This is a genomic window from Nocardioides caricicola (assembly GCF_039541135.1).
GTDB classification, from domain to species: domain Bacteria; phylum Actinomycetota; class Actinomycetes; order Propionibacteriales; family Nocardioidaceae; genus Nocardioides; species Nocardioides caricicola.
This window is the reverse complement of sequence record NZ_BAABFQ010000006.1, coordinates 502184-522768: the sequence shown is the minus strand read 5'-3', so window position 1 is coordinate 522768 and position 20585 is coordinate 502184. Positions and strand designations below refer to the sequence as shown.

Sequence of the window (20585 nt, the reverse complement as noted above, 5' to 3'; positions counted from 1 at the left end):
CTAGATGGTGCTGTCGCGCTTCGAGGTCGTGGCGCGGCGGCGGCCGGTCGATCTCGTCGCCCCGGGACCGGGTGCGCCGTACGTCGCCCCGTACGTCGCCGCGTCGGGCACCGGCGACCTGGCGCTGTCGTCGGGGCGGGACCGGCTGGTCGCGCGCTACGACGGCGCCGCGGCGTGGCTCGAGGTGACCACGGGCGGGCGGACGACCCGGCACCGCTCGCGCCGGTTCGCGAGCACCGACGGGCCGGTCGAGGAGGTCGGCCTGGCGCTGACCGGGACGCACCTGACCGTGCTCACCCGCGGGCCGGGGGCGTGGACCGCGCGCGGCCGCTACGACCTGCGCGGGCGCATCGACACGCACGCCGAGGACTGGCTCGCCGGCCTGGTCGCGGACGCACCTCGGGAGGGACGGTTCGGGCAGCTGGGCCTGCGCGACGTCCGCGTGGTCGACGGCGCGCCGGACGGACGGGTCGTGCTGTCCGCGACCAGCGCGGGGCCGGGGTTCTTCGACACCGCGCACACCTCGCTGTGGGAGCTCGAGCCGGAGTCGCTCGCGCTCACCCACCTCTCCGACGTGTACTTCCGGCGCCCGGACAAGCCGGGCGTGTACGGCGACCACGCGACCCACGTGCTGCGCGACGGGGACCGGTGGCTGGTGGCGACCAGCACCTGGGGCGACTTCGAGAAGAAGCGCCGCCCGGTCGCGGTGACGCTCGCGTCGACGACAGCGGACCTGCTCCACGGCGTGCACGTGCTCGACACCGAGCCGCTCCACCTCCCGACCGACGGGCTGGGCTCGGTCGGCGTGTGGGATCCGCACCTGGCCCGCACCGAGGACGGGTGGCTGGTCGGGTTCGTGAGCGCGACCCGGTACTTCCGCTTCCACCCCGCGCTCGCGACCGGGCCGACGCTCGACGCGCTGACGCTGCGCGCGTCCGGCAGCGGCACCCAGACCGAGGGGACGACGCTGGCGCGGCTCGGCGGCGCCTGGCGGGTGCTGGCCAGCGACGCGGAGGCGAAGCGGTTCCCCGTGCTCGACCTCGACCTGCGCGAGACCGGCGTCCTCGACGCGCCGTACCCCACGAACATCCCGTGGCCGACGCTGGTGCCGGTCGGCGACTCGTGGCTGTGGATCACGTTCAACGGGCGGCCGTACGGCGGGCCGCTGCCGGGCTACGGCACCCACGGCGACCTGGTGTTCCTGCGACCCTCGGCGGCGTCTACCGTGTGATGCAGGACACGGCGCCACCCCTGCCGTGTCCCCCGCTGCGCCACCCACCGGTGGCCGACACACGAGAAAGCAGGACCACCCATGTCCCTGGCCATGTCCGACCTCTTCGAGATCGGCTCCGAGCACGAGCAGGTCGTCTTCGCGAACGACCCCGCCACTGGTCTCCAGGCGATCATCGCCATCCACTCCACCGCCCTCGGCCCCGCGCTCGGCGGCACCCGCTTCCACCCCTACGCCTCCACCGACGACGCGCTGCGCGACGTGCTCAACCTCTCCCGCGGCATGTCCTACAAGGCCGCGCTCGCCGGCCTGGATCTCGGCGGCGGCAAGGCCGTGATCATCGGCGACCCGCGCACGGCGAAGTCCGAGCCGCTGCTGCGCGCCTACGGCCGGCACGTGCAGTCACTGGGCGGTCGCTACTACACCGCCTGCGACGTCGGCACGTTCTCCGTCGACATGGACGACATCGCCCGCGAGTGCTCGTTCGTCACCGGCCGGACCGTCGCGCACGGCGGCGCCGGGGACAGCTCGGTGCTGACGGCGTACGGCGTCTTCCAGGGCATGCGCGCGGCGGCGACCGTCGAGTGGGGCAGCCCCTCGCTCGAGGGCCGCACCGTCGGGGTCGCCGGCGTCGGCAAGGTCGGTCACCACCTCGTGAAGCACCTGGTCGAGGTCGGCGCGCACGTCGTGGTCACGGACGTGAACTCCGCCGCGGTCGAGCTGGTGCGCGACGCGTTCCCGGCGGTCCGCGTCGTCGGGTCGACCGAGGAGCTGGTCGCCTCCCCGCTCGACGTCTACGCGCCGTGCGCGCTCGGCGGCGCGATCACCGACGAGGTCGTCGAGGTCCTCAGCGCGAGGATCATCTGCGGCGCCGCGAACAACCAGCTCGCGCACCCGGGGGTCGAGAAGGCGCTCGAGGAGCGCGGCATCCGGTACGCGCCGGACTACTGCGTGAACGCCGGCGGCCTGATCCAGGTCGCCGACGAGCTCGAGGGCTTCTCGTTCGAGCGGGCGCAGCAGCGCGCGACCGGCATCTACGACACCACGCTGGGCGTGTTCGAGCTCGCCGCGTCCGACGGCGTGCCGCCCGCGATCGCCGCCGACCGGCTCGCCGAGCGGCGGATGCGTGAGGTCGGACGGCTGCGCGGGACCTGGCTGCCGCAGGCGCGCTGAGACCAGTGACCGGCTGGCGCCCCGCGGGGCGTCAGTCGGTCAGGCGCGCGTCGGCAGAGACGTCAGTCGCGCGAGGGGTCGGAGTAGTCCGCCCACTTCTCGAGCACTTCCGGCTCGAGCTGGTCGGTGTCGTCCTTCGGGCTCTGCCCGTGCAGCTCGTTGGCCAACGCCCCGAAGTCCGTCTCATGCGTGCGGTACTTCAGGTCGCGGGCGACCTTCGTCTGCTTGGCTTTTGCTCGGCCGCGCCCCATAGGGTCAGCCCCCTCGCACTCGGCCGGGCGCACTGTGGCGGCCCGGGCTGTCTCAAAGAGTTCTCGTGGCCCCAACGCTACCTGTTGGGTGGCTGTTCCCGCACATCGGATCGCGATCCGTCCCGAAACACGGTCGAGATCACCACCCGGGGTGCTGTCCGACGAGCTCCACGCGCCCCTGCTGCTGCGGGTCGACGCCCACCTCGCCGGCGACCCAGGCGCGGATCCCGTGCTCGCCGAGCACCGCGATCGAGGCGTCGACGTCCTCGGGATCGGTCAGCGCGACCATGCCGACGCCGCAGTTCAGGGTCATCTCCAGGTCGGGCTGCGACACGTCGCCGGTACGCCGCACCAGGTCGAAGACCGGCTGCGGGGTCCAGGTGCCGCGGTCGATGGTCGCGGCGAGCTCGACCGGCATCACCCGGGCGAGGTTCGCAGCCAGGCCGCCGCCAGTCACGTGGGACATGGCGTGGGTCCGGGTGCGGTCGGCGAGCGCCAGGCAGGCCTTGGCGTAGATCCGGGTCGGCTCCAGCAGCTCCTCGCCCAGGGTGCGGCCGAGCTCGTCGACGTGAGCCTCCAGCGAGAGCCCCGCCTTCTCCAGCAGGACGTGCCGCACGAGGGAGTAGCCGTTGGAGTGGAGACCGGAGGCCTCCATGGCGATGACGACGTCACCGGGGCGGACCCGACCCGGGCCGAGGAGCTTGTCGGCCTCGACCACGCCGGTGGTCGCACCCGCGACGTCGTACTCGTCGGGACCGAGCAGCCCCGGGTGCTCGGCGGTCTCGCCGCCGATCAGTGCGCACCCGGCGAGCACGCAGCCCTCCGCGATGCCCTTGACGATCGCGGCGATCTTCTCGGGCACGACCCGGCCGGTCGCGATGTAGTCGGTCATGAACAACGGCTCCGCGCCGCAGACGACGAGGTCGTCGACGACCATGCCGACCAGGTCGTGCCCGATCGTGTCGTGGACGTCCATGGCCTGCGCGATCGCGACCTTGGTGCCGACGCCGTCGGTCGAGGTCGCGAGCAGCGGCCGCTCGTAGCGGGTCAGCGCCGAGGCGTCGAAGAGGCCGGCGAAGCCACCGAGACCGCCGATCATCTCGGGCCGGCGCGCCTTGTCGATCCAGCCCTTCATGAGCTCGATCGCGGTGTCGGCCGCCTGGATGTCGACGCCGGCCTCGGCGTACGCGTTGCCGGCGGTGGACTCGTCGGGCACGACGCTCCTAGGGGTTGTTGAGGACGGGCAGCGCTTCGCCGTACGACGGCGTCTGCAGCGAGGACTCGAGCAGGTGCTTGCCCAGCAGGCTCTCGTCGGGCAGCGCGATCGGGTACTCGCCGGTGAAGCAGGCCTTGCAGAGCCGCTCGGTCGGCTGGCCGGTGGCCTCGATCATGCCGTCCAGCGAGATGTAGCCGAGGCTGTCGGCGCCGACGCTGGCGGCGATCTCGTCGACGTCGAGCCCGTTCGCGATCAGCTCCGCACGGGTGGCGAAGTCGATGCCGTAGAAGCACGGCCACTTCACCGGCGGGCTCGAGATCCGCACGTGCACCTCGACCGCACCGGCCTCGCGCAGCATCCGGACCTGGGCGCGCTGGGTGTTGCCGCGCACGATCGAGTCGTCGACCACGACGATGCGCTTGCCGCGGATCATGTGCTCGAGGGCGTTCAGCTTGAGCCGGATGCCGAGCTGGCGCAGCGTCTGGCTGGGCTGGATGAAGGTGCGGCCGACGTAGGCGTTCTTGACGAAGCCCTGGCCGAACGGGATGCCGCTCTCGGCGGCGTACCCGGACGCGGCCGGCGTGCCCGACTCGGGGACCGGCATCACCAGGTCGGCGTCGACCGGGAACTCGCGGGCCAGCCGGCGGCCCATCTCGACGCGGGCCTCGTGGACGTTGCGGCCGCTGATCGTGGCGTCGGGGCGGGCGAGGTAGACGTACTCGAAGACGCAGCCCTTCGGCTTGGCCTCCGCGAAGCGGTGCGAGCGCAGGCCGTTCTCGTCGATGACGATCATCTCGCCGGGCTCCACCTCGCGCACGACGCTCGCGCCGATCGTGGCGAGTGCAGCGTCCTCGCTGGCGACGACCCAGCCGCGCTCGAGACGGCCGAGGACCAGCGGCCGGATGCCCTGCGGATCGCGCGCGGCGTACAGGGTGTCCTCGTTCATCCAGACGAAGCTGAACGCTCCCTGCAGCTGCGGCAGCACCTCGAGCGCGCGCTGCTCGAGCGACGTGTCGGGGTGGTGCGCGAGCAGCGCGGTGACCAGGCTGGTGTCGTTGGTGGACGGCTCGACCGGGCGGGTGTGCAGCTCGAGCTCGTCGTCGGGCCCCGGCAGGTCGGTGACCATCTGGGACAGCTGGTGGGTGTTGATCAGGTTGCCGTTGTGGCCGAGGGCGATCGAGCCGTCGGCGGTCGGGCGGAACGTCGGCTGCGCGTTCTGCCACGTGCTCGCGCCGGTCGTGGAGTAGCGCGCGTGGCCGATCGCCAGGTGGCCCTTGAGCGAGGCCAGCGTGGTCTCGTCGAACACCTGCGAGACGAGGCCCATGTCCTTGTAGACCAGGATCTGGCGACCGTTGCTGACCGCGATGCCGGCGGACTCCTGGCCGCGGTGCTGCAGCGCGTACAGGCCGAAGTAGGTGAGCTTGGCGACGTCCTCCCCGGGCGCCCAGACCCCGAACACCCCACAGGCGTCCTGGGGACCTTGCTCGTGCGGGTCGAGGGCGGCCGTCAACCGGCCGTCGCCACCCTTGCGGGGGCTGCTCTGAAAGGGCACGGATCGAAGTCTAGATGGGGACACCGGCGTGTCCTACTTGCCGTCCCACCCGAACGGGTACCGGGAGTGCTAAGACCGTCGCCGACCCCCGTAGCATGAGGCCGGGACACAACGACACACGAGGACAGATGGATCGGGAGACTGCTCCGGCGCCCCCGGAGACCAGCGCACAAGCGGCCTGGTCCGATGCCGCGTCCCGTGAAGCGATCCAGCTCATCGCCGACGGCGTGACCCGTGTCGCCGGCTTCGGCATCGCCGCGATCAGCGTGGTCCGGGGCGACCCCGGCTACCTCGAGGTGATGGCGGTCGCCGGCAGCGAGACCGCCCGCGAGGAGCTCAAGGGCCGGCACACCCCGATCGAGCAGCTCACCCAGGAGCTCGAGAAGGCCGACGACTGGGGCCTGCTCCGGTTCGTCCCGCACGAGCGCCTCGAGCCCGGCCTCGGCGAGACCTGGGGCTGGGTCCCGGACGTCGACCCGATCGACGACTCCCCCGACGCGTGGCACCCGATGGACCTGCTCATCGCACCGTTGTACGACGACACCGGCCGGATGCGCGGCACCCTGGCCATGGACCTTCCGGTCGACGGCCGCCGCCCCGGCGAGGCGCAGCGCGCGGTCCTCGACGCGTACGCCGAGCAGGCCCGCCAGGCCGTGATCGTCGCGCTGGAGCGGCAGGCGCTCGCCGACCAGGTGCGGATGGGCGAGGCGGCCCGGCGGATCGTGCGCAAGGCCACCGCCCAGCTCAGCCTCGAGCGGATCGTCGCGGACAGCCGCGAGGCGATGATCGAGGGCTTCCGCGCCGCGGGGATGTGGCTGCAGACGTTCGACGACGTCGGTGGCCGCGGCGCGATCTACTCCGCCGACGGCTCGGTCATCGAGCTCACGCCCGAGCTCGTGTCGATCGCCGAGACCGCCGCCCGCCGCGCCTGGGAGATCCAGGAGGCGTCGGTGGTCGCGCCCTACGTCCCGTTCGGCGACTGGCTGACCCCCGAGCAGGGCGAGATGATCCTGGCCTACCTCGCGAGCATCGGCATCGAGTCGATCCTGTTCACCCCCCTCGGCGCAGGCCCGCAGTGCCTCGGCAACCTCGTGCTGACCCGGGCGTTCGGCGCCCCCGAGTGGTCGGCGGCCGAGGCGACGATGGCGCTCGACATCGGCCACGACCTCGGCCGCGCGATCCTCAACGCGCGCACGTTCGAGCGCGAGCACAAGCTGGTCGAGGAGCTGCAGGAGCTCGACGCCTACAAGAGCCAGCTGATCGCGACCGTCGCCCATGAGCTGAAGAACCCCCTCACCTCGGTGATGGGCCACCTCGAGATGCTCGAGTCCTCGCCGGACCTCAACGGCACCACCCTGAGCTCGCTGCACGTCATGGACCGCGGCGCGCGGCGGATGGTGCGCGTCATCGACGACCTGCTGCTGCTCTCCAAGGTCGGCGACCCGGAGAACCGGATCATCGCGGCGCCGGTCGACCTGCACCGCGTGGTCGACGACGTCATCGACCTGACCATGGTCGCCGCCCAGCAGAAGCGGCTGGAGCTCAAGGTCGACGTACCCGACCAGGCGGTCCTCGCCCTCGGCGACGCCGAGGAGATCGACCGGGTCTGCGCGAACCTGGTCAGCAACGCCGTGAAGTACACCCCGGCCGACGGCTCGGTCTCGGTCTCGGTCGAGATGGCGGGCAGCGAGCACCCGGACCAGGTGGTGCTGACGGTCTCCGATGCCGGCATCGGGATCTCCCAGTCCGACCTCGAGCGCCTCGGCACGGAGTTCTTCCGCTCGTCGAACCCGGCCGCGGTCGCGCAGCCCGGCACCGGTCTCGGCCTGGCGATCGTGCGCCGGATCGTCGAGCGGCACCACGGCCGGCTCGAGATCTCCTCGGAGCTCGGCAAGGGCAGCACCTTCCGCGTCTTCCTGCCGGCCGCCTGAGCGCACCCCTAGACTCGGGGCGCCATGTCCGATGACGCCGACTTCGAGCGCCCGGTCCGCGGATCCCGCTGGTCGGACAGCCAATCGCGAGCCGCGCTGCAGGCGATCGCCGAGGGCGTCTCCGAGATCGCCGGGTTCGACCTGGTCGGGATCGCCGCGGTCCGCGACGACGGCTACCTGCACCAGCTGGTGGTGGTCGGCCCCGAGGAGGCCCGAGCGGCGTTGCTCGACAGCCTCGCGCCGACCCAGCCGCTGCTCGACCAGCTCGAGGTGGCCGAGGACTGGGGCGCGCTGAAGTTCGTGCCCCACGACCGGATGGTCCTCGACATCGACAGGTGGGGCTGGCGGTCCGACGCCCCGAGCGAGGGCCTCGAGTCCGACGTCTGGCATCCCGACAACCTGCTGGTCGCGCCCCTGGAGGACGACGACGGGAGCTTCATCGGCTTCCTCGGCATGGAGCTGCCACGGGACGGCAAGGTGCCGAGCGCCGAGAAGCGGACCCTGCTCGCGGCCTACGCCCGTCAGGCGACCCAGGCGATCCGGGTCACCCTCGAGCGCGAACGGCTCGTCGAGCAGGTCCGGCTCGCGAACGCCGCGGCCGAGATCGTCCGGATGGCGGCCGGCAGCGACTCGGCCGACGAGGTGCTGGTGACCTGCGGGAACGAGGTCGTCAAGGGCTTCCGCGCGGACTCGCTCTGGGTGCAGTTCCTCGGTCCCGACAAGCGCTGCGACGGCCCGCTGTACGTCGACGGCGGCGCGACGGTCCGGCTCCCGTTCGGCATCCGGGCGCTGGTGACCGCGCACGCCCAGCGCGCCTGGGAGCGCCAGTGCGTCGCCGTGCTCGCCCCCGAGCGTCCGATGCCCGGCGCCCTGGCCGCCGACCAGGTCGAGACCGTGCTGGAGTTCCTCGCCAGCGTCGAGGTCGAGTCGCTGCTGTTCGTGCCGATCGGCTCGGGCGCGGACTGCATCGGCGTGATGGGGCTGACCCGCGGCCGCCTGGGCGCCGAGTGGAGCGAGTACGAGGCCGCCGCCGCGCTCGACATCGCGCGCGACCTCGGCCGGTCGATGCGCGAGCACCAGCTGGTGCGTGAGCTGCGGGAGGTGGCGGAGTACCGCGAACGGATGGTCGCGACCGTCGCCCACGACCTGAAGAACCCCGTCAGCGCGGTCCTCGGGTACGCCGAGATCCTCGCCGGCGATCCCGACCTCAGCGAGAAGTCCCGGACCGCCGTCGCCGCGATCGAGCGCGGCGGCGAGCGGCTGGCGCGGGTGGTCGACGACCTGCTCGCGCTGCACAGCGCCACCGACTCCGACCCGCTGGTCGACGCGGGGCCGGTCGACCTCGGGGTGCTCGCGGGCGAGATCGTCGAGCTGAACGAGCCGGCCGCGGCCGCGCGCGGCGTCACGCTGCGGATGGATCGCCCGGCCCAGCCGGTCGTCGCCCACGGTGATGCCGGGGAGCTCGACCACCTGGTCACGAACCTGGTCAGCAACGCCGTGAAGTACACCGAGGCCGGCGGCACCGTCTCCGTGTCGGTCACGGCCGTCGGCGACGAGGCCGTGCTGACCGTGACCGACGACGGCATCGGGATCTCGGCCGAGGACCAGGCCAAGGTGTTCGAGGAGTTCTTCCGCTCGGCCGACCCGCTGGCCACCGCGCAGCCGGGCACCGGCCTGGGGCTGGCGATCGTGCTGCGGGTGGTGCACCGCCACGACGGCCGGGTCGAGCTCGAGTCCGAGCCCGGCGAGGGCAGCACGTTCCGCGTCTACCTGCCCCTCGCCTGACGGCGGCAGCTCACGCGAGGTTGCGCAGGAGCAGCGCCTCGGCGAGCACGACCCGCTCGAACTCGGCGAGGTGCAGGCCCTCGTTGGCGCCGTGGGCCCGGGTGTCGGGGTCCTCGACTCCGGTGACGAGCACGCTCGCCTGCGGGAACGCCTCGAGGAACTCGGCGATGAACGGGATCGAGCCACCCACGCCCATGTCCACCGGCTCGGTGCCGTCCCAGGCCTCGGTGAACGCGGCGCGCGCGGCGTCGTACGCCGGACCGGTCGCGTCGATCTGGGTCGCCTCGCCGGTGTCGACCACGGTGTGGGTGAGGGTCGCGCCCCACGGGACGTTGGCCTCGAGGTGGCTCACCAGGCAGGCGAGCGCGTTCTCGGTCGTGTCGCCCGGGGCGATGCGCAGCGAGATGCGCGCCTTCGCCGCGGGGACCAGGGTGTTGCTCGCGCCGGCGACCTTCGGGGCGTCGAGGCCGGTGATGCTCAGCGACGGCTTGGTCCAGAGCCGCTCGACGCTGGAGCCGGTGCCGATCCACTCGATGCCGGGGGCGGCGCCGGACTCGGCGCGCAGCCGCTCCTCGGGGTACTCGACGTCCGCGGCCGGACCGGAGTGCAGCCCGGCGACCGCGACGTCGCCGGCATCGTCGTGCAGCGTGGAGATCACCCGGGCCAGGGTCATCAGGGCGTCGGGGACGAGCCCGCCCCACATGCCGGAGTGGACGGCGTGGGTGAGCGTGCGGACCTCGACGTCGACGCGGACCAGGCCGCGCAGGCTGGTGGTGAGCGCGGGGACGCCGATGTCCCAGTTGCCGGAGTCGGCGATCACGATGACGTCGGCCTCCAGCCGCTCCTGGTACTTCTCGAGCAGCTCGACCAGGGTGTCGGAGCCGACCTCCTCCTCACCCTCGATGAACAGCCGGACCGTGACCGGGAGGTCGTCGCCGAACACGCGCAGCGCGCCGACGTGGGCCATGATCCCGGCCTTGTCGTCGGCCGCACCACGGCCGTAGAGGCGGCCGTCGCGCTCGGTCGGCTCCCACGGCGGGGAGTCCCAGTCGGCGTGGTCGTTCTCGGGCTGCACGTCGTGGTGGGCGTAGAGCAGCACGGTGGGCGCACCCGCGGGGCCCTTCTTCTCCCCGATGACCGCCGGCGGAGCACCGTCGTACGCCCGCACGATCTCGACCTCGACGCCCTCGGCCGCGAACAGGTCGGCGGTGCGCTGGGCGCTCACCTCGACCTCGCTGAGCCGCTCCGGGTCCGCGCTGACGGACTGGATGCGTACGAGGTCCTCGAGGTCCGAGCGGATGCCGGGGAGGACTGCCTGGACCTGTGCGCGGATGTCGTCCGTCATGTGGACAACCTATGTCAGGGGCAGGTGCGGTGAGAGATCGGCCCGCTCGCCGCTGGCGCGCACCCGGCCGGCGGACTCGGCGTCGGCCCAGGCGAGCTCACCGGTCGCGAGGGACAGCCAGGTGGCGGCGTCCATCTCGACGACCGCGGGCGGGGTGCCGCGGGTGTGGCGGACACCCGGGATCACCTGGACCGCGGCGTACGGCGGCACGCGCACCTCGACGGAGTGGCCGGGAGCGCGGTCCTCCAGGACCGCCAGGTAGTGCTTGGTGAGGAAGCGGACGTCGCCGCTCTCGGTAGCCGCCACCACCTGCTCGGGCGTGGCGATCCGCAGCCGGGCCGGCATCAGGCGTCGACCTCCCGCGGGGTCCCGGGGTAGGGCTGGAGCACCGAGAACAGCAGGTAGGTGCGGCGGCCGTCGTCCTGGCCGCGGGTCCGCTCGGCCCACCGGGTGAGCACGGCGTCGAGCTCGCCGGCCATCTCGACCGCCTCCTCCTTGGTCAGCCGCACCGCGCTCTCGTTGACGGTGCGCAGGACGTCGGGCTCGCGCTCGTCGCCGTACGCCGCGTCGACCACGAGGTGACCCCAGCTCGCGGCGTGCTGCCGGAACACCGCCGAGGCCGCCATCCCGCCCGGCTCCTTCTCGAGCTCGGAGAGGTTGACCGAGACGCCGTCCGGCGACGTCGGCCGCCAGACCCGGTCCCGCTTGTCGCGCGCCGCCTCGGGGTCCTCCTCGACCAGGCCGTACTTCGCCAGCTGGCGCAGGTGGAAGCTCATCTGGTTGGCCGGCAGGTCCAGCTCGCGGGCCAGGTCCGCCGCCCGCATCGGGCCGGTGGCGGTGAGCTCGGTCAGGATCCGGTTGCGCACGGGGTGCGCGATCGCGCGCAGGATCTTGGGGTCGTGGACCGCCTGGCTCCGGCTGGGGTACGGCATGCCCCGATGCTAGCCGAAGTTGCGCACGCACTATTGCGCAACAATAGTTGCGCAATATATGTTGCGGATATGCCCTCGTACCGCTCCCTGGCCCGCAACCACGACTTCACCGCCCTGTGGGTCGGCCAGACGATCAGCGAGATCGGCAGCCGGATGACGATGTTCGTCTTCCCGCTGGTGACCTACGCGCTGACCGGCTCGGCGATGCTCGCCGCGGCGTCCGAGGCCCTGCACCTGCTCGGTCTGGCCGGGGCGCTGCTGCCCGCGGGGGTGCTGGCCGACCGCTTCGACCGCCGCCGGATCATGCGGCTGGCCAGCGGGAGCGGCGTGCTGCTGTATGCCTCGCTCGCGATCGCGGGCATGACCGGCGAGCTCACGATCCCGCACCTGTTCGTGGTCGCGTTCCTGACCGGCGTCGGCGCCGGGACGTTCGCGCCGGCGGAGATCTCGGCCGTGCGAGCCGTGGTCCCGGCCGACGAGCTGCCCACCGCGCTCAGCCAGAACCAGGCGCGCCTGCACGTCGCCTCGCTGATCAGCGCGCCGCTCGGCGGCGTGCTCTTCAGCATCACCAAGTGGCTGCCGTTCGCCGCGGACGCCGTGTCGTTCGCGGTGTCCTGGCTGATGCTCGGGCGGATCCGCACGGACCTCTCGCCGTCGCCGTACGACGGACCGAAGCGGCGGCCCACCCGCGAGCTCGCCGAGGGCGTGCGGTTCGTGTGGTCGCGGCCGTTCTTCCGGGTGCTCACCGTGTGGGGCGCCCTGACCAACCTGACCGTGAACGCGCTGTTCTTCGTCGCGGTGCTGCGCCTGATCGAAGGCGGCTTCGACGCCTGGAGCATCGGCCTGGTCGAGGCGACCGCCGGGCTCGCCGGCATCGTCGGCGCCGTGCTCGCGCCCTGGGTGATCGAGCGCACCGCGACCGGGCGCCTCACGATCGCGATCGCGTGGAGCTTCGTGCCCCTGGTGGTGCCGATGGCGTTCTGGAACGAGCCCGCCGTGGTCGCGGCCGCGCTCGGCCTCGGCATGCTGCTGAACCCGGCCGGCAACGCGGGGATCAGCTCCTACCGGATCGCGGTCACCCCGCCGGAGCTGATCGGCCGGGTGCAGTCGACGTCGCAGTTCGCCTCGATGAGCGTGCTGCCGCTCTCCCCGGTCATCGCGGGCCTGCTGCTCTCCGCGCTCGGAGGCGGCGCCGCGATCCTCGTGCTCGGTGGACTGACCGCGCTGGTGGCCTGCATCCCGACGTTCTCCCGCTCGGTCCGATCCGTGCCCAAGCCGGCGCTGTGGCACGCGGACGTGCCGAACTCGCCGGCCTCACCCCTCAGGGTGGAGCCGGAGCAGCCGATGTACACCGCATGACCTCTGCGACGACGACGACGGCCTCCTGGCTGCCCCGGGGAGCCCAGCTGTCGGAGGCCGAGTTCCGCACCCGCCACTGGGCGCTCAGCCTGGTGCTGATGGCGCACCTGCCGCTGCTCGGCGCGCTGGCGCTGTGGTGGCACCCGGAGGGCGGGCTGTCGAGCGCCGACGGCTGTGGGTGCGGCTGGGTGCCGATCGCCGGCATGGCCGCGATCGTCGGCCTGCTCGTCGTCGGCTGGGTCGCCAGGAGCCAGGTCGTCCGGGCCGCCGCGGTCAGCGCCGGGCTGATCCTCACGTCGTGCGTGCTCGTGCACATCTCCGGCGGCATGACCGACCTGCACCTGCACTTCTTCGTCACCGTCGCCCTGGTGGCGCTGTACCAGATGTGGACGCCGTTCCTCCTGGCGATCGTGATCGTCGCGGTGCACCACATCGGCATGAGCCTGGTCGACTCGACCATGGTGTTCTCCGACCCCCGCGCCCAGGAGAACCCGATCCCGTGGGCGCTCCTGCACGCCGTGCTGCTGCTCGCCGAGTGCGGCGCGCTCGCGGTCAGCTGGAAGTTCACCGAGTCCGCCGAGCAGGCGCGGCAGGCCGAGCAGGCCGAGGCCGAGCTGGTCCGCGTCCAGCGGCTCGAGGCGCAGGAGGCGCTCGCCGAGGAGCAGCGGGTCGCCGCCGACCGGGCGCAGGCCGAGCTGGTCGCCCGCGAGGAGCGCGCGGCCGACGTCAACCGCCGCCTCGAGGCGCTCAACACCGCCGGCGAGACGCTGCGGATCGCGGTCGAGCAGTCCGAGAGCGTCATGGCGACCCTGGTCAACGCCGCCACCGAGATCGGTACGACGGCCGCGGGCGCGACCCTCTCGGCCGAGTCCGCGGCGGCCAACGTGGCCGACTCCACCGAGATGATGCGCCGCCTGGAGGGCTCGGCGGCGCAGATCGCGGACATCGCGCGCACCATCACCGGCATCGCCGAGCAGACCAACCTGCTCGCCCTGAACGCCACCATCGAGGCCGCCCGCGCCGGCGAAGCAGGCCGCGGCTTCGCGGTCGTCGCCGGCGAGGTCAAGGAGCTGGCCGGCGAGACCGCCCGCGCCACGCTGATGATCGAGGGTGTGGTCACCGAGGTCCGCACCGGCACGCGCGACGCGCTCGCCAGCGCCGAGAAGATCGAGGCCGTGGTGGCCGAGGTCGCCCGCGCGCAGACCAGCATCTCCGAGTCCGCCGCGGCCCAGATGAGCGCCGCCGACACCGCCCGAGAGGCGATCCGCGACGTGTCCCTCACCACCGAGCAGATGACCGCCGAGGTCGCCCAGCTGGCGACCACCGAGGACTGAGGTCACTCACCCAGGTCGAGATCGACGTGGGTGCCGCCGTACAGCGCGCCCCCGCAGCCGGGGCGGCTGCCCTCGTAGCTCACCTCGAAGCGATGCTCCTGGCCGGTCACGGAGTCGACGAAGCTGACGACTGCCGGCATGTTGCCGAAGCCGCACGGGACTCGGCAGGTCACCGACCGGCCCGGTCCCGGCTCGAGGCCGAAGTCCTCGACGCCGATCGGGGACACGGGTACGCCGTCCTCCCGGATCCGCGTGAGCCGCAGGGACTCGACCGGCCGGCCCCCGGGCCCGGTGACGCTGTCGAGGGTCAGGATCGGCTCTTCGTACCGGACACCGCCGCGCAGTCGAGCTCCTGGCTCGTGCACGCGGTCGTGCCCAGGCCGGCGACCACCAGCACCGTGACCAGGACCCGCCTCATGCGCGTGGGACGGACGATCGGGCCGGGCGGTTCCTCAGCTGCGGCTGAACCGCTCCGCCGCCACCGCCAGCACCTCGCGCAGCTCGGGCGGACCATCGACCCTGAACTCCGCGCCCAGCCGGGCGAGCACCATCACCGGCCAGTCGAGCGAGTCGGTCGGCATGTGCACCAGGCAGCCGTCGCCGTCCGCGGTGACCGTCGCCCAGCGCCCGATGTCGGCCTCGACCACCTCGGCGGGCAGCTCGATGCGCAGGCGCACGTCGTACCGCTGCGCCATCGAGCGGATGCCCGCGGCCACGAACGCCGCGGCGTCGCCGCCGGGCAGCTCGCGGGGGCGGACCCGCTGCCCGCTGCCCTGGACGCCGCCCACCCGGTCGACACGGAAGGAGCGCCAGTCCTGGCGGTCCTTGTCGTAGCCGACGAGGTACCAGCGCCGACCGGCCGAGACCAGCCGGTGCGGCTCGACCCGACGCCGCGAGGACGCACCGTCGCGCGCGGTGTAGTCGAACGTCACGGGCTCGTCGTCGCGGCACGCCTGGGCGAGGGCGGTGATGACGCCGGCGTCGAGGACGGGTCCCCCACTCCAGGGCAGGCCGTCGGTCTGGGAGCGCAGCGCGTCCATCTGCCGACGCAGTCGCGGCGGCATCAGCGCGATCACCTTGGTCAGCGCCTGCAGCGACGTGTCCTCGCCGCCGGAGGCCGCGGCCCGCAGCGCGACCGCGATCGCCACCGCCTCCTCGTCCTCGAGCAGCAGCGGCGGCAGCGCGGTGCCGGCGCGCAGCTGGTACCCACCGGACACGCCCCGCACCGCGTCCACGGCGTACCCGAGCTCGCGCAGCCGGTCGATGTCGCGGCGCAGCGTGCGCGGGCTGACCTCGAGGCGCTCGGACAGCTCGCCGCCGGGCCAGTAGCGGTGGGTCTGCAGCAGCGAGAGCAGCCGCAGCATCCGGGCGCTGGTGTTCATGACGTACGACGCTAGCCCCACCAGCGGTCAGGACGTGACCGCAATCGCGACCTGGTCTACCCGTGGCGGAGGTGCTCGCCAGCTGACCGTTGGACCTAGCGCCGGCGGGCGACCAGCACCGCGTCGGTGACGGTGTGCGTCTCCTCGTGCCGGGACTCGGCGCGCTGGCGCGCCTCGGCACGTACGTCGAACGCCTCGGGGTCGACCGCCGGGGCGAGCTCATCGGCGGTGAACATCACGCCCGGCATCGACCAGCGCAGCCCCGTGTGCTCGTCGTCGGGGTGGTGGCCGGCCACGAGCAGCGTGCCGCCCGGGGCGACGGCCTCGGCCATCTGCCGGGTCGCGTCGACCATCCCGTGGTCGAGGAGGTGGAGGAAGCAGGAGGTGACCAGGTCCCACTGCTCGCCCGCGGGCGTCCACGTCCGCAGGTCGGCCTGCCGGAACTCGATCCGGTCGGCGACGCCGCGCTCGGCGGCGTGCTCGGCGGCCTTGCTCAGGCCCGCCTCGGAGAAGTCGATCGCGGTCACCTGCCAGCCGCGCTCGGCCAGCCAGATCGCGTCGCCGCCCTCCCCGCAGCCCAGGTCGACGGCGCGACCGGGCTCGAGGTCGCTCGCGACGTCGACCAGGACGGCGTTGGGGCGCCCGCTCCAGGTGCGCCCCTCGCCGCCGTACCGCTCGTCCCAGGACGACTGCTCGAAGTGCTCGCGGGTGATCTCGTGGTGGCTCATGCTCCCAGCCTCCGGCACCGTGTCGCCGATCGACAACATCTGTTGCCGTTCTGGCAAACTCGCGGCATGAGCGACGAGCTGGACCAGGTCGGCCCGCGGCTGCGGGCGCTACGGCAGGAGCGCGGCGTGACCCTGCGCGACCTCGCCGAGGAGACCGGCATCTCGGTCAGCACGCTGTCGCGTCTGGAGTCCGGCCAACGCCGGCCGACGCTGGAGCAGCTGCTGCCGCTGGCGCGGGCGCACCAGGTCTCGCTCGACGAGCTCGTCGACGCGCCGGCGACCGGCGACCCGCGGGTGCAGATGCGCCCGATCCGGCGGCACGGGCGCACCTACCTCCCGCTGACCCGGCGCCCCGGTGGGATCCAGGCCTACAAGATCGTGTTCCCGTCGCGGCCGGACGACGTGCCGACGCTGTCGACCCACGAGGGGTACGAGTGGACCCACGTGCTCTCCGGCCGGCTCCGCCTCCTCCTCGGCGACCGCGACCTCGACCTCGGCCCGGGCGAGACCGTCGAGTTCGACACCCGGGTCCCGCACTGGCTGGGCAACACCGGCACGGTCCCCTGCGAGGTGCTCGCGCTCTTCGGGCCCCAGGGCGAGCGGATGCACGTGCGCTGAGAAGATGGGAGCCGTGACTCAGCACGACGGCGACCGGCTCGCCTCCTGGCTCGACGGACTCGGCCTCGCCGACCAGCTCGCGGAGGCGGGGCTGCCGACGTTCACCCGGGACGCCGACGGGCACGCCGTCTGGTCCGAGCCGGACCGGCTCGAGGAGCTCGACGCGCTGCTGCACTCGGTCGGCGACGACCCCGAGCACGCGGTCCCGGTCGGCCTGGTCGTGCTGGCCCGGCAGGCCCGGCTGCGCACCGAGCTGACGGCCACACCGTGGCACACCTACGAGACCCTCGCCGAGGTGCGCGGGACGTCGGTCGACGCGACCCGGTTCGCCGTGCACAAGGCGGCGTCGGAGCACCGGCTGCTCGTCGTACCGCTCGAGGAGCGCAGCGTGGTTCCGGCGTTCCAGCTCGGCGCCGACGGCGAGCTGCGCCCCGAGCTCGCGCCGGTCCTGGCACCGCTGCTCGCGAGCCGGATGGACCCGTGGCGCGCGTGGGTCTGGCTGACCCAGCCGGCCGCGCTCACCCTCGGCGAGGCGCCCGAGCGGCTCGCCGCAACCGATCCCGAGCTGGCCCGGACGGCCGCCGAGCGGCTGGCCGAGCGCCTCTAGAGCCGGTCCAGGATCGCGAGCGTCTCGGCCCACGCGTCCGAGTCCGGGTCGACCACGGTGAAGTGGTCGCCCTCCACCTCGACCAGGGTCGCGTCCCCGGCGGCCGCGTAGTCGCGGGACTGCGCGATCGGGACGATGTCGTCCTCACGGCCGTGCACGCACCAGACCGGTACGCCGAGCGGCAGCATCCGGATCGGGTCGACATCGGCGTCGTCGTCCCCGGGCGGGTGACCGAGGAAGCGCTCGACGGCACCGCCACCCAGGCCGGCCGTGTGCGCCGTGCGCAGGTCGAGCACGCCCGCCTGGCTCACGACGTGGGTGAGCCCGCCGCCGGCGGCCGCCCACGTGACCAGGTGCCCTCCGGCGGAGTGCCCGATGCCGACCACGATCGGCCCGCGCGGCGCGGCGTCGATCCCGGCGCGTACGTCGGCGAGGGTGTCGGCGGCGCCGGTGCCGCGGCGGTACTCGATCGCCCACGTCGCCCACCCGGCTTCGACCAGGCTGGGTACCAGCGGCCGCGCGAACTCGATGCCGTACTCGGGCTTCCAGAAGCCGCCGTGCACCACTACCGCGACTCCCCGCGGCTCACCGGACGGCCAGGTCAGCTCGGCGTACTGGTCGGGGTGTTCGCCGTAGGGGTGCCGTCGACTCGTCACCGGTGGATCCTCTTCCCGCCCACATCCCGCCACCACCGCGGCCACGACCGTCGGCAGCATGAGGAGGGTACGTCGTCTCACAGCTCTAGTTCGGAGCTCTGGCCCCCGCGGTTGGGCGTCACTTCTGGGGCATTCCCTGACGTTATCGGGTGAAGTTTCGGCCGAGAACGTCAGGTTTCCCCGGTGGGCCGGGGAAACCTGCGCCCACTCACCCGAGTGCGGCGGGGAGCGTCGCGGTCCAGGCCGACCGCAGCTCGTCGAGCCCGATCTCGAACTGGCCGTCGACCGCGAGCGCGTCGCCGCCGGTCACGCCCAGCGCGGTGAGCGGCACGCCGTACCCCTGCACCAGCTCGACCAGCCGCTCGGCGTCGCCGTCCGCGACGGTCACCAGCACGCGGCCGGCGGACTCGCTGAAGAGCTCGACGAACGCGTCGTCGCCGACCGCCACCGAGACGCCGACGCCGTGGCGCAGCGCGCCCTCGGCGAGCGCCTGGGCCAGCCCGCCCTCGGAGAGGTCGTGCGCGGAGGTCACCAGGCCGACCGCGTCGCGCAGCAGCTCGGCGAGCGTGCGCTCGGCCTCCAGGTCGACCCGCGGCGGCAGCCCGCCGAGGTGCCCGTGCACGACGTGCGCCCACTCGGAGCCGGACAGCTCCTCCCGGGTCTCCCCGATCAGGAACACTCGCTCGCCCGCGGAGCTCCAGGCCGACGGCGTACGCCGGGTGACGTCGTCGATCACGCCGAGCACCGCGACCACGGGGGTCGGCAGGATCGCGGTCTCGCCGGTCTGGTTGTAGAGGCTCACGTTGCCGCCGGTCACCGGGATGCCGAGCTCGAGGCAGCCGTCCTTGAGCCCGCGGCAGGCCTCGGCGAACTGCCACATCACGGCCGGGTCCTCGGGCGAGCCGAAGTTCAGGCAGTCCGAGATCGCCAGCGGCGTCGCGCCGCCGGTCGCGACGTTGCGGTACGACTCGGCCAGCGCGAGCTGGGCGCCGGCGTACGGGTCCAGCTTCGCGTAGCGGCCGTTGCAGTCGGTCGAGACCGCGACGCCGAGGTTGGTCTCCTCGTCGACGCGGATCATGCCGCTGTCCGACGGCTGCGCGAGCACGGTGTTGCCGCGGACGTAGCGGTCGTACTGGTCGGTGATCCACGACTTGTCGCAGAGGTTCGGGCTGGCGACGAGCGTCAGCAGCGTCGTGCGCAGCTCGTCGCCGGTGCTCGGCCGCGGCAGCGCCTCGGCGGCGTCGGCCTGCAGGTCGTCCTGCCAGTCCGGGCGGGCGAAGGGGCGGTTGTACGTCGGGCCGTCGTGCGCGACCGACCGCGGCGGGACGTCGACGACCCGCTCGCCGTGCCAGTCGATCTCGAGCCGGCCGGTGTCGGTGACCTCGCCGATCACGACGGCCTCGACGTCCCACTTGGCGCAGATCGCCAGGAACGCGGCCACGTCGCCGGGCTCGACGACGGCCATCATCCGCTCCTGCGACTCGCTCATGAGGATCTCCTCGGGAGCGAGCGTGGAGTCGCGCAGCGGCACCCGGTCCAGCTCGACGTGCATGCCGCCGTCACCGGCGGACGCGAGCTCGGACGTCGCGCAGGACAGGCCCGCGCCGCCGAGGTCCTGGATGCCCGCGACCAGCCCGGCCGCGAAGATCTCGAGCGTGCACTCGATGAGCAGCTTCTCCATGAACGGGTCGCCGACCTGGACGCTGGGCCGCTTGGCCGGGCCGTCGGCGTCGAACGTCTCGGAGGCCAGCACCGAGACGCCGCCGATGCCGTCTCCACCGGTGCGGGCGCCGTACAGGATCACCTGGTTGCCGACACCGGACGCCTTGGCCAGGTGCAGGTCCTCGTGCTTGAGCACGCCGACGCAGAGCGCGTTGACGAGCGGGTTGCCGAGGTAGGTCTCGTCGAAGACGGCCTCGCCGCCGATGTTCGGCAGGCCGAGGCAGTTGCCGTAGCCGCCGACGCCGGCCACGATCCCGGGCAGCACCCGGTGGGTGTCGTCGGCGTCGAGCGGGCCGAAGCGGAGCGGGTCCATGACCGCGACCGGGCGGGCGCCCATCGCGAGGATGTCGCGGACGATGCCGCCGACGCCGGTCGCGGCGCCCTGGTAGGGCTCGACGTACGACGGGTGGTTGTGCGACTCGACCTTGAACGTGACGGCATAGCCCTGGCCGATGTCGATCACGCCGGCGTTCTCGCCGATGCCGGCGAGCATCTTGCCGACCGGGGTCTCCTGCGGGATCTCGGAGAACTGCTTGAGGTGGACCTTGGAGCTCTTGTAGGAGCAGTGCTCGCTCCACATCACGGAGTACATCGCGAGCTCGGAGCTGGTGGGCCGGCGCCCGAGGATCTCGCGGATCTTCTGGTACTCGTCGGCCTTGAGGCCGAGGTCGGCCCAGGGCTGCTCGTGGTCGGGATCCTGGGCGGCGACGGCGACGGTGTCCAGCACGGCGTCAATCTACCGGCGGGCGGACCGGCGGCCGAC

The 20585-nt window shown here is 72.9% G+C and carries 19 protein-coding genes; 8 read left to right on the top strand and 11 right to left on the bottom strand.

Going from position 1 to position 20585, the window contains the following annotated elements; translation table 11 throughout:
• The first annotated feature begins 4 nt into the window (after positions 1-4).
• Together ABD875_RS13875 and ABD875_RS13870 are read left to right on the top strand one after the other, a co-directional pair.
• Positions 5-1231 carry a hypothetical protein gene (locus tag ABD875_RS13875; protein WP_345177869.1) on the top strand — a complete coding sequence of 409 codons (1227 nt, stop codon included), beginning with the start codon at positions 5-7 and terminating at the stop codon, positions 1229-1231.
• 81 nt (positions 1232-1312) lie between these two features.
• Positions 1313-2404 carry a Leu/Phe/Val dehydrogenase gene (locus ABD875_RS13870; RefSeq protein ID WP_345177867.1) on the top strand — a complete coding sequence of 364 codons (1092 nt, stop codon included), beginning with the start codon at positions 1313-1315 and terminating at the stop codon, positions 2402-2404.
• 62 nt (positions 2405-2466) lie between these two features.
• Here the strand turns inward: ABD875_RS13870 and ABD875_RS13865 are convergent, their stop codons facing one another.
• The 3 genes from ABD875_RS13865 to purF all read right to left on the bottom strand — a co-directional run bounded on the left by ABD875_RS13865 (position 2467) and on the right by purF (position 5423).
• Positions 2467-2655 carry a DUF3073 domain-containing protein gene (locus tag ABD875_RS13865; protein ID WP_345177864.1) on the bottom strand — a complete coding sequence of 63 codons (189 nt, stop codon included), beginning with the start codon at positions 2653-2655 and terminating at the stop codon, positions 2467-2469.
• A 139-nt stretch (positions 2656-2794) separates the two neighbouring features.
• Positions 2795-3871, bottom strand: a complete 1077-nt coding sequence (gene purM, locus ABD875_RS13860; RefSeq protein ID WP_345177863.1) for a phosphoribosylformylglycinamidine cyclo-ligase — start codon at positions 3869-3871, stop codon at positions 2795-2797.
• Between the two features lie 7 nt (positions 3872-3878).
• A complete protein-coding gene (purF, locus tag ABD875_RS13855) occupies positions 3879-5423 on the bottom strand; it encodes an amidophosphoribosyltransferase (RefSeq protein ID WP_345177861.1) in 1545 nt (514 codons plus the stop codon).
• A 128-nt stretch (positions 5424-5551) separates the two neighbouring features.
• Here purF and ABD875_RS13850 point away from each other — a divergent pair, with 128 nt between their 5' ends.
• Positions 5552-7354, top strand: a complete 1803-nt coding sequence (locus ABD875_RS13850) for a sensor histidine kinase (RefSeq protein WP_345177859.1) — start codon at positions 5552-5554, stop codon at positions 7352-7354.
• Between the two features lie 24 nt (positions 7355-7378).
• Positions 7379-9139, top strand: a complete 1761-nt coding sequence (locus tag ABD875_RS13845; RefSeq protein ID WP_345177855.1) for a sensor histidine kinase — start codon at positions 7379-7381, stop codon at positions 9137-9139.
• Between the two features lie 10 nt (positions 9140-9149).
• Here the strand turns inward: ABD875_RS13845 and ABD875_RS13840 are convergent, their stop codons facing one another.
• The 3 genes from ABD875_RS13840 to ABD875_RS13830 are packed head-to-tail and all read right to left on the bottom strand — an operon-like array spanning position 9150 to position 11416.
• On the bottom strand, positions 9150-10484 hold the full coding sequence (locus ABD875_RS13840) for a dipeptidase (RefSeq protein ID WP_345177851.1): 1335 nt from the start codon (positions 10482-10484) through the stop codon (positions 9150-9152).
• Between the two features lie 9 nt (positions 10485-10493).
• Positions 10494-10829 (bottom strand): sterol carrier family protein, encoded by a 336-nt coding sequence (locus tag ABD875_RS13835; protein WP_345177847.1) that lies wholly within the window; start codon positions 10827-10829, stop codon positions 10494-10496.
• On the bottom strand, positions 10829-11416 hold the full coding sequence (locus ABD875_RS13830; protein ID WP_345177844.1) for a winged helix-turn-helix domain-containing protein: 588 nt from the start codon (positions 11414-11416) through the stop codon (positions 10829-10831). The genes ABD875_RS13835 and ABD875_RS13830 overlap by 1 nt, the downstream gene beginning before the upstream one ends.
• 69 nt (positions 11417-11485) lie before the next feature.
• Between ABD875_RS13830 and ABD875_RS13825 the strand changes: the two genes are divergently transcribed.
• Positions 11486-12775: an MFS transporter gene (locus ABD875_RS13825; RefSeq protein ID WP_345177840.1), complete on the top strand. Its 1290-nt coding sequence runs from the start codon at positions 11486-11488 to the stop codon at positions 12773-12775.
• Entirely contained in the window at positions 12772-14109 is a 1338-nt protein-coding gene (locus ABD875_RS13820) for a methyl-accepting chemotaxis protein (RefSeq protein ID WP_345177837.1), read from the top strand. Before ABD875_RS13825 ends, ABD875_RS13820 begins: the two co-directional genes overlap by 4 nt.
• A 2-nt stretch (positions 14110-14111) precedes the next feature.
• Here the strand turns inward: ABD875_RS13820 and ABD875_RS13815 are convergent, their stop codons facing one another.
• The 3 genes from ABD875_RS13815 to ABD875_RS13805 form a co-directional block, all read right to left on the bottom strand.
• Entirely contained in the window at positions 14112-14474 is a 363-nt protein-coding gene (locus tag ABD875_RS13815) for a hypothetical protein (RefSeq protein WP_345177833.1), read from the bottom strand.
• An 87-nt stretch (positions 14475-14561) separates the two neighbouring features.
• Positions 14562-15491, bottom strand: a complete 930-nt coding sequence (locus ABD875_RS13810) for a helix-turn-helix transcriptional regulator (RefSeq protein ID WP_345177830.1) — start codon at positions 15489-15491, stop codon at positions 14562-14564.
• 95 nt (positions 15492-15586) lie between these two features.
• A complete protein-coding gene (locus ABD875_RS13805; RefSeq protein ID WP_345177828.1) occupies positions 15587-16219 on the bottom strand; it encodes an SAM-dependent methyltransferase in 633 nt (210 codons plus the stop codon).
• 66 nt (positions 16220-16285) lie between these two features.
• On the opposite strand from ABD875_RS13805, the gene ABD875_RS13800 reads away from it, so the two are divergent.
• Both ABD875_RS13800 and ABD875_RS13795 read left to right on the top strand, forming a co-directional pair.
• Positions 16286-16837 carry a helix-turn-helix domain-containing protein gene (locus ABD875_RS13800; RefSeq protein WP_345177825.1) on the top strand — a complete coding sequence of 184 codons (552 nt, stop codon included), beginning with the start codon at positions 16286-16288 and terminating at the stop codon, positions 16835-16837.
• Between the two features lie 13 nt (positions 16838-16850).
• The gene (locus ABD875_RS13795; protein WP_345177823.1) at positions 16851-17444 is read left to right on the top strand and encodes a hypothetical protein; all 594 of its coding nucleotides are present in this window, start codon (positions 16851-16853) and stop codon (positions 17442-17444) included.
• Here the strand turns inward: ABD875_RS13795 and ABD875_RS13790 are convergent.
• Together ABD875_RS13790 and purL are read right to left on the bottom strand one after the other, a co-directional pair.
• Positions 17441-18100 (bottom strand): alpha/beta hydrolase family protein, encoded by a 660-nt coding sequence (locus ABD875_RS13790; protein WP_345177820.1) that lies wholly within the window; start codon positions 18098-18100, stop codon positions 17441-17443. The two genes, ABD875_RS13795 and ABD875_RS13790, sit on opposite strands and share 4 nt — an antisense overlap.
• 208 nt (positions 18101-18308) lie before the next feature.
• Positions 18309-20549 carry a phosphoribosylformylglycinamidine synthase subunit PurL gene (gene purL, locus ABD875_RS13785; RefSeq protein ID WP_345177818.1) on the bottom strand — a complete coding sequence of 747 codons (2241 nt, stop codon included), beginning with the start codon at positions 20547-20549 and terminating at the stop codon, positions 18309-18311.
• Positions 20550-20585: the final 36 nt, after the last annotated feature.

Bases quoted from the DNA above. Each gene is read 5' to 3' on its own strand.
- ABD875_RS13865 (WP_345177864.1), bottom strand. From the start codon at position 2,655: ATGGGGCGCGGCCGAGCAAAAGCCAAGCAGACGAAGGTCGCCCGCGAC.
- ABD875_RS13840 (WP_345177851.1), bottom strand. From the start codon at position 10,484: ATGACGGACGACATCCGCGCACAGGTCCAGGCAGTCCTCCCCGGCATC.
- ABD875_RS13820 (WP_345177837.1), top strand. From the start codon at position 12,772: ATGACCTCTGCGACGACGACGACGGCCTCCTGGCTGCCCCGGGGAGCC.
- ABD875_RS13800 (WP_345177825.1), top strand. From the start codon at position 16,286: ATGAGCGACGAGCTGGACCAGGTCGGCCCGCGGCTGCGGGCGCTACGG.
- ABD875_RS13805 (WP_345177828.1), bottom strand. From the start codon at position 16,219: ATGAGCCACCACGAGATCACCCGCGAGCACTTCGAGCAGTCGTCCTGG.
- ABD875_RS13870 (WP_345177867.1), top strand. From the start codon at position 1,313: ATGTCCCTGGCCATGTCCGACCTCTTCGAGATCGGCTCCGAGCACGAG.
- ABD875_RS13830 (WP_345177844.1), bottom strand. From the start codon at position 11,416: ATGCCGTACCCCAGCCGGAGCCAGGCGGTCCACGACCCCAAGATCCTG.
- ABD875_RS13835 (WP_345177847.1), bottom strand. From the start codon at position 10,829: ATGCCGGCCCGGCTGCGGATCGCCACGCCCGAGCAGGTGGTGGCGGCT.
- ABD875_RS13875 (WP_345177869.1), top strand. From the start codon at position 5: ATGGTGCTGTCGCGCTTCGAGGTCGTGGCGCGGCGGCGGCCGGTCGAT.
- ABD875_RS13810 (WP_345177830.1), bottom strand. From the start codon at position 15,491: ATGAACACCAGCGCCCGGATGCTGCGGCTGCTCTCGCTGCTGCAGACC.
- ABD875_RS13825 (WP_345177840.1), top strand. From the start codon at position 11,486: ATGCCCTCGTACCGCTCCCTGGCCCGCAACCACGACTTCACCGCCCTG.
- ABD875_RS13850 (WP_345177859.1), top strand. From the start codon at position 5,552: ATGGATCGGGAGACTGCTCCGGCGCCCCCGGAGACCAGCGCACAAGCG.
- ABD875_RS13845 (WP_345177855.1), top strand. From the start codon at position 7,379: ATGTCCGATGACGCCGACTTCGAGCGCCCGGTCCGCGGATCCCGCTGG.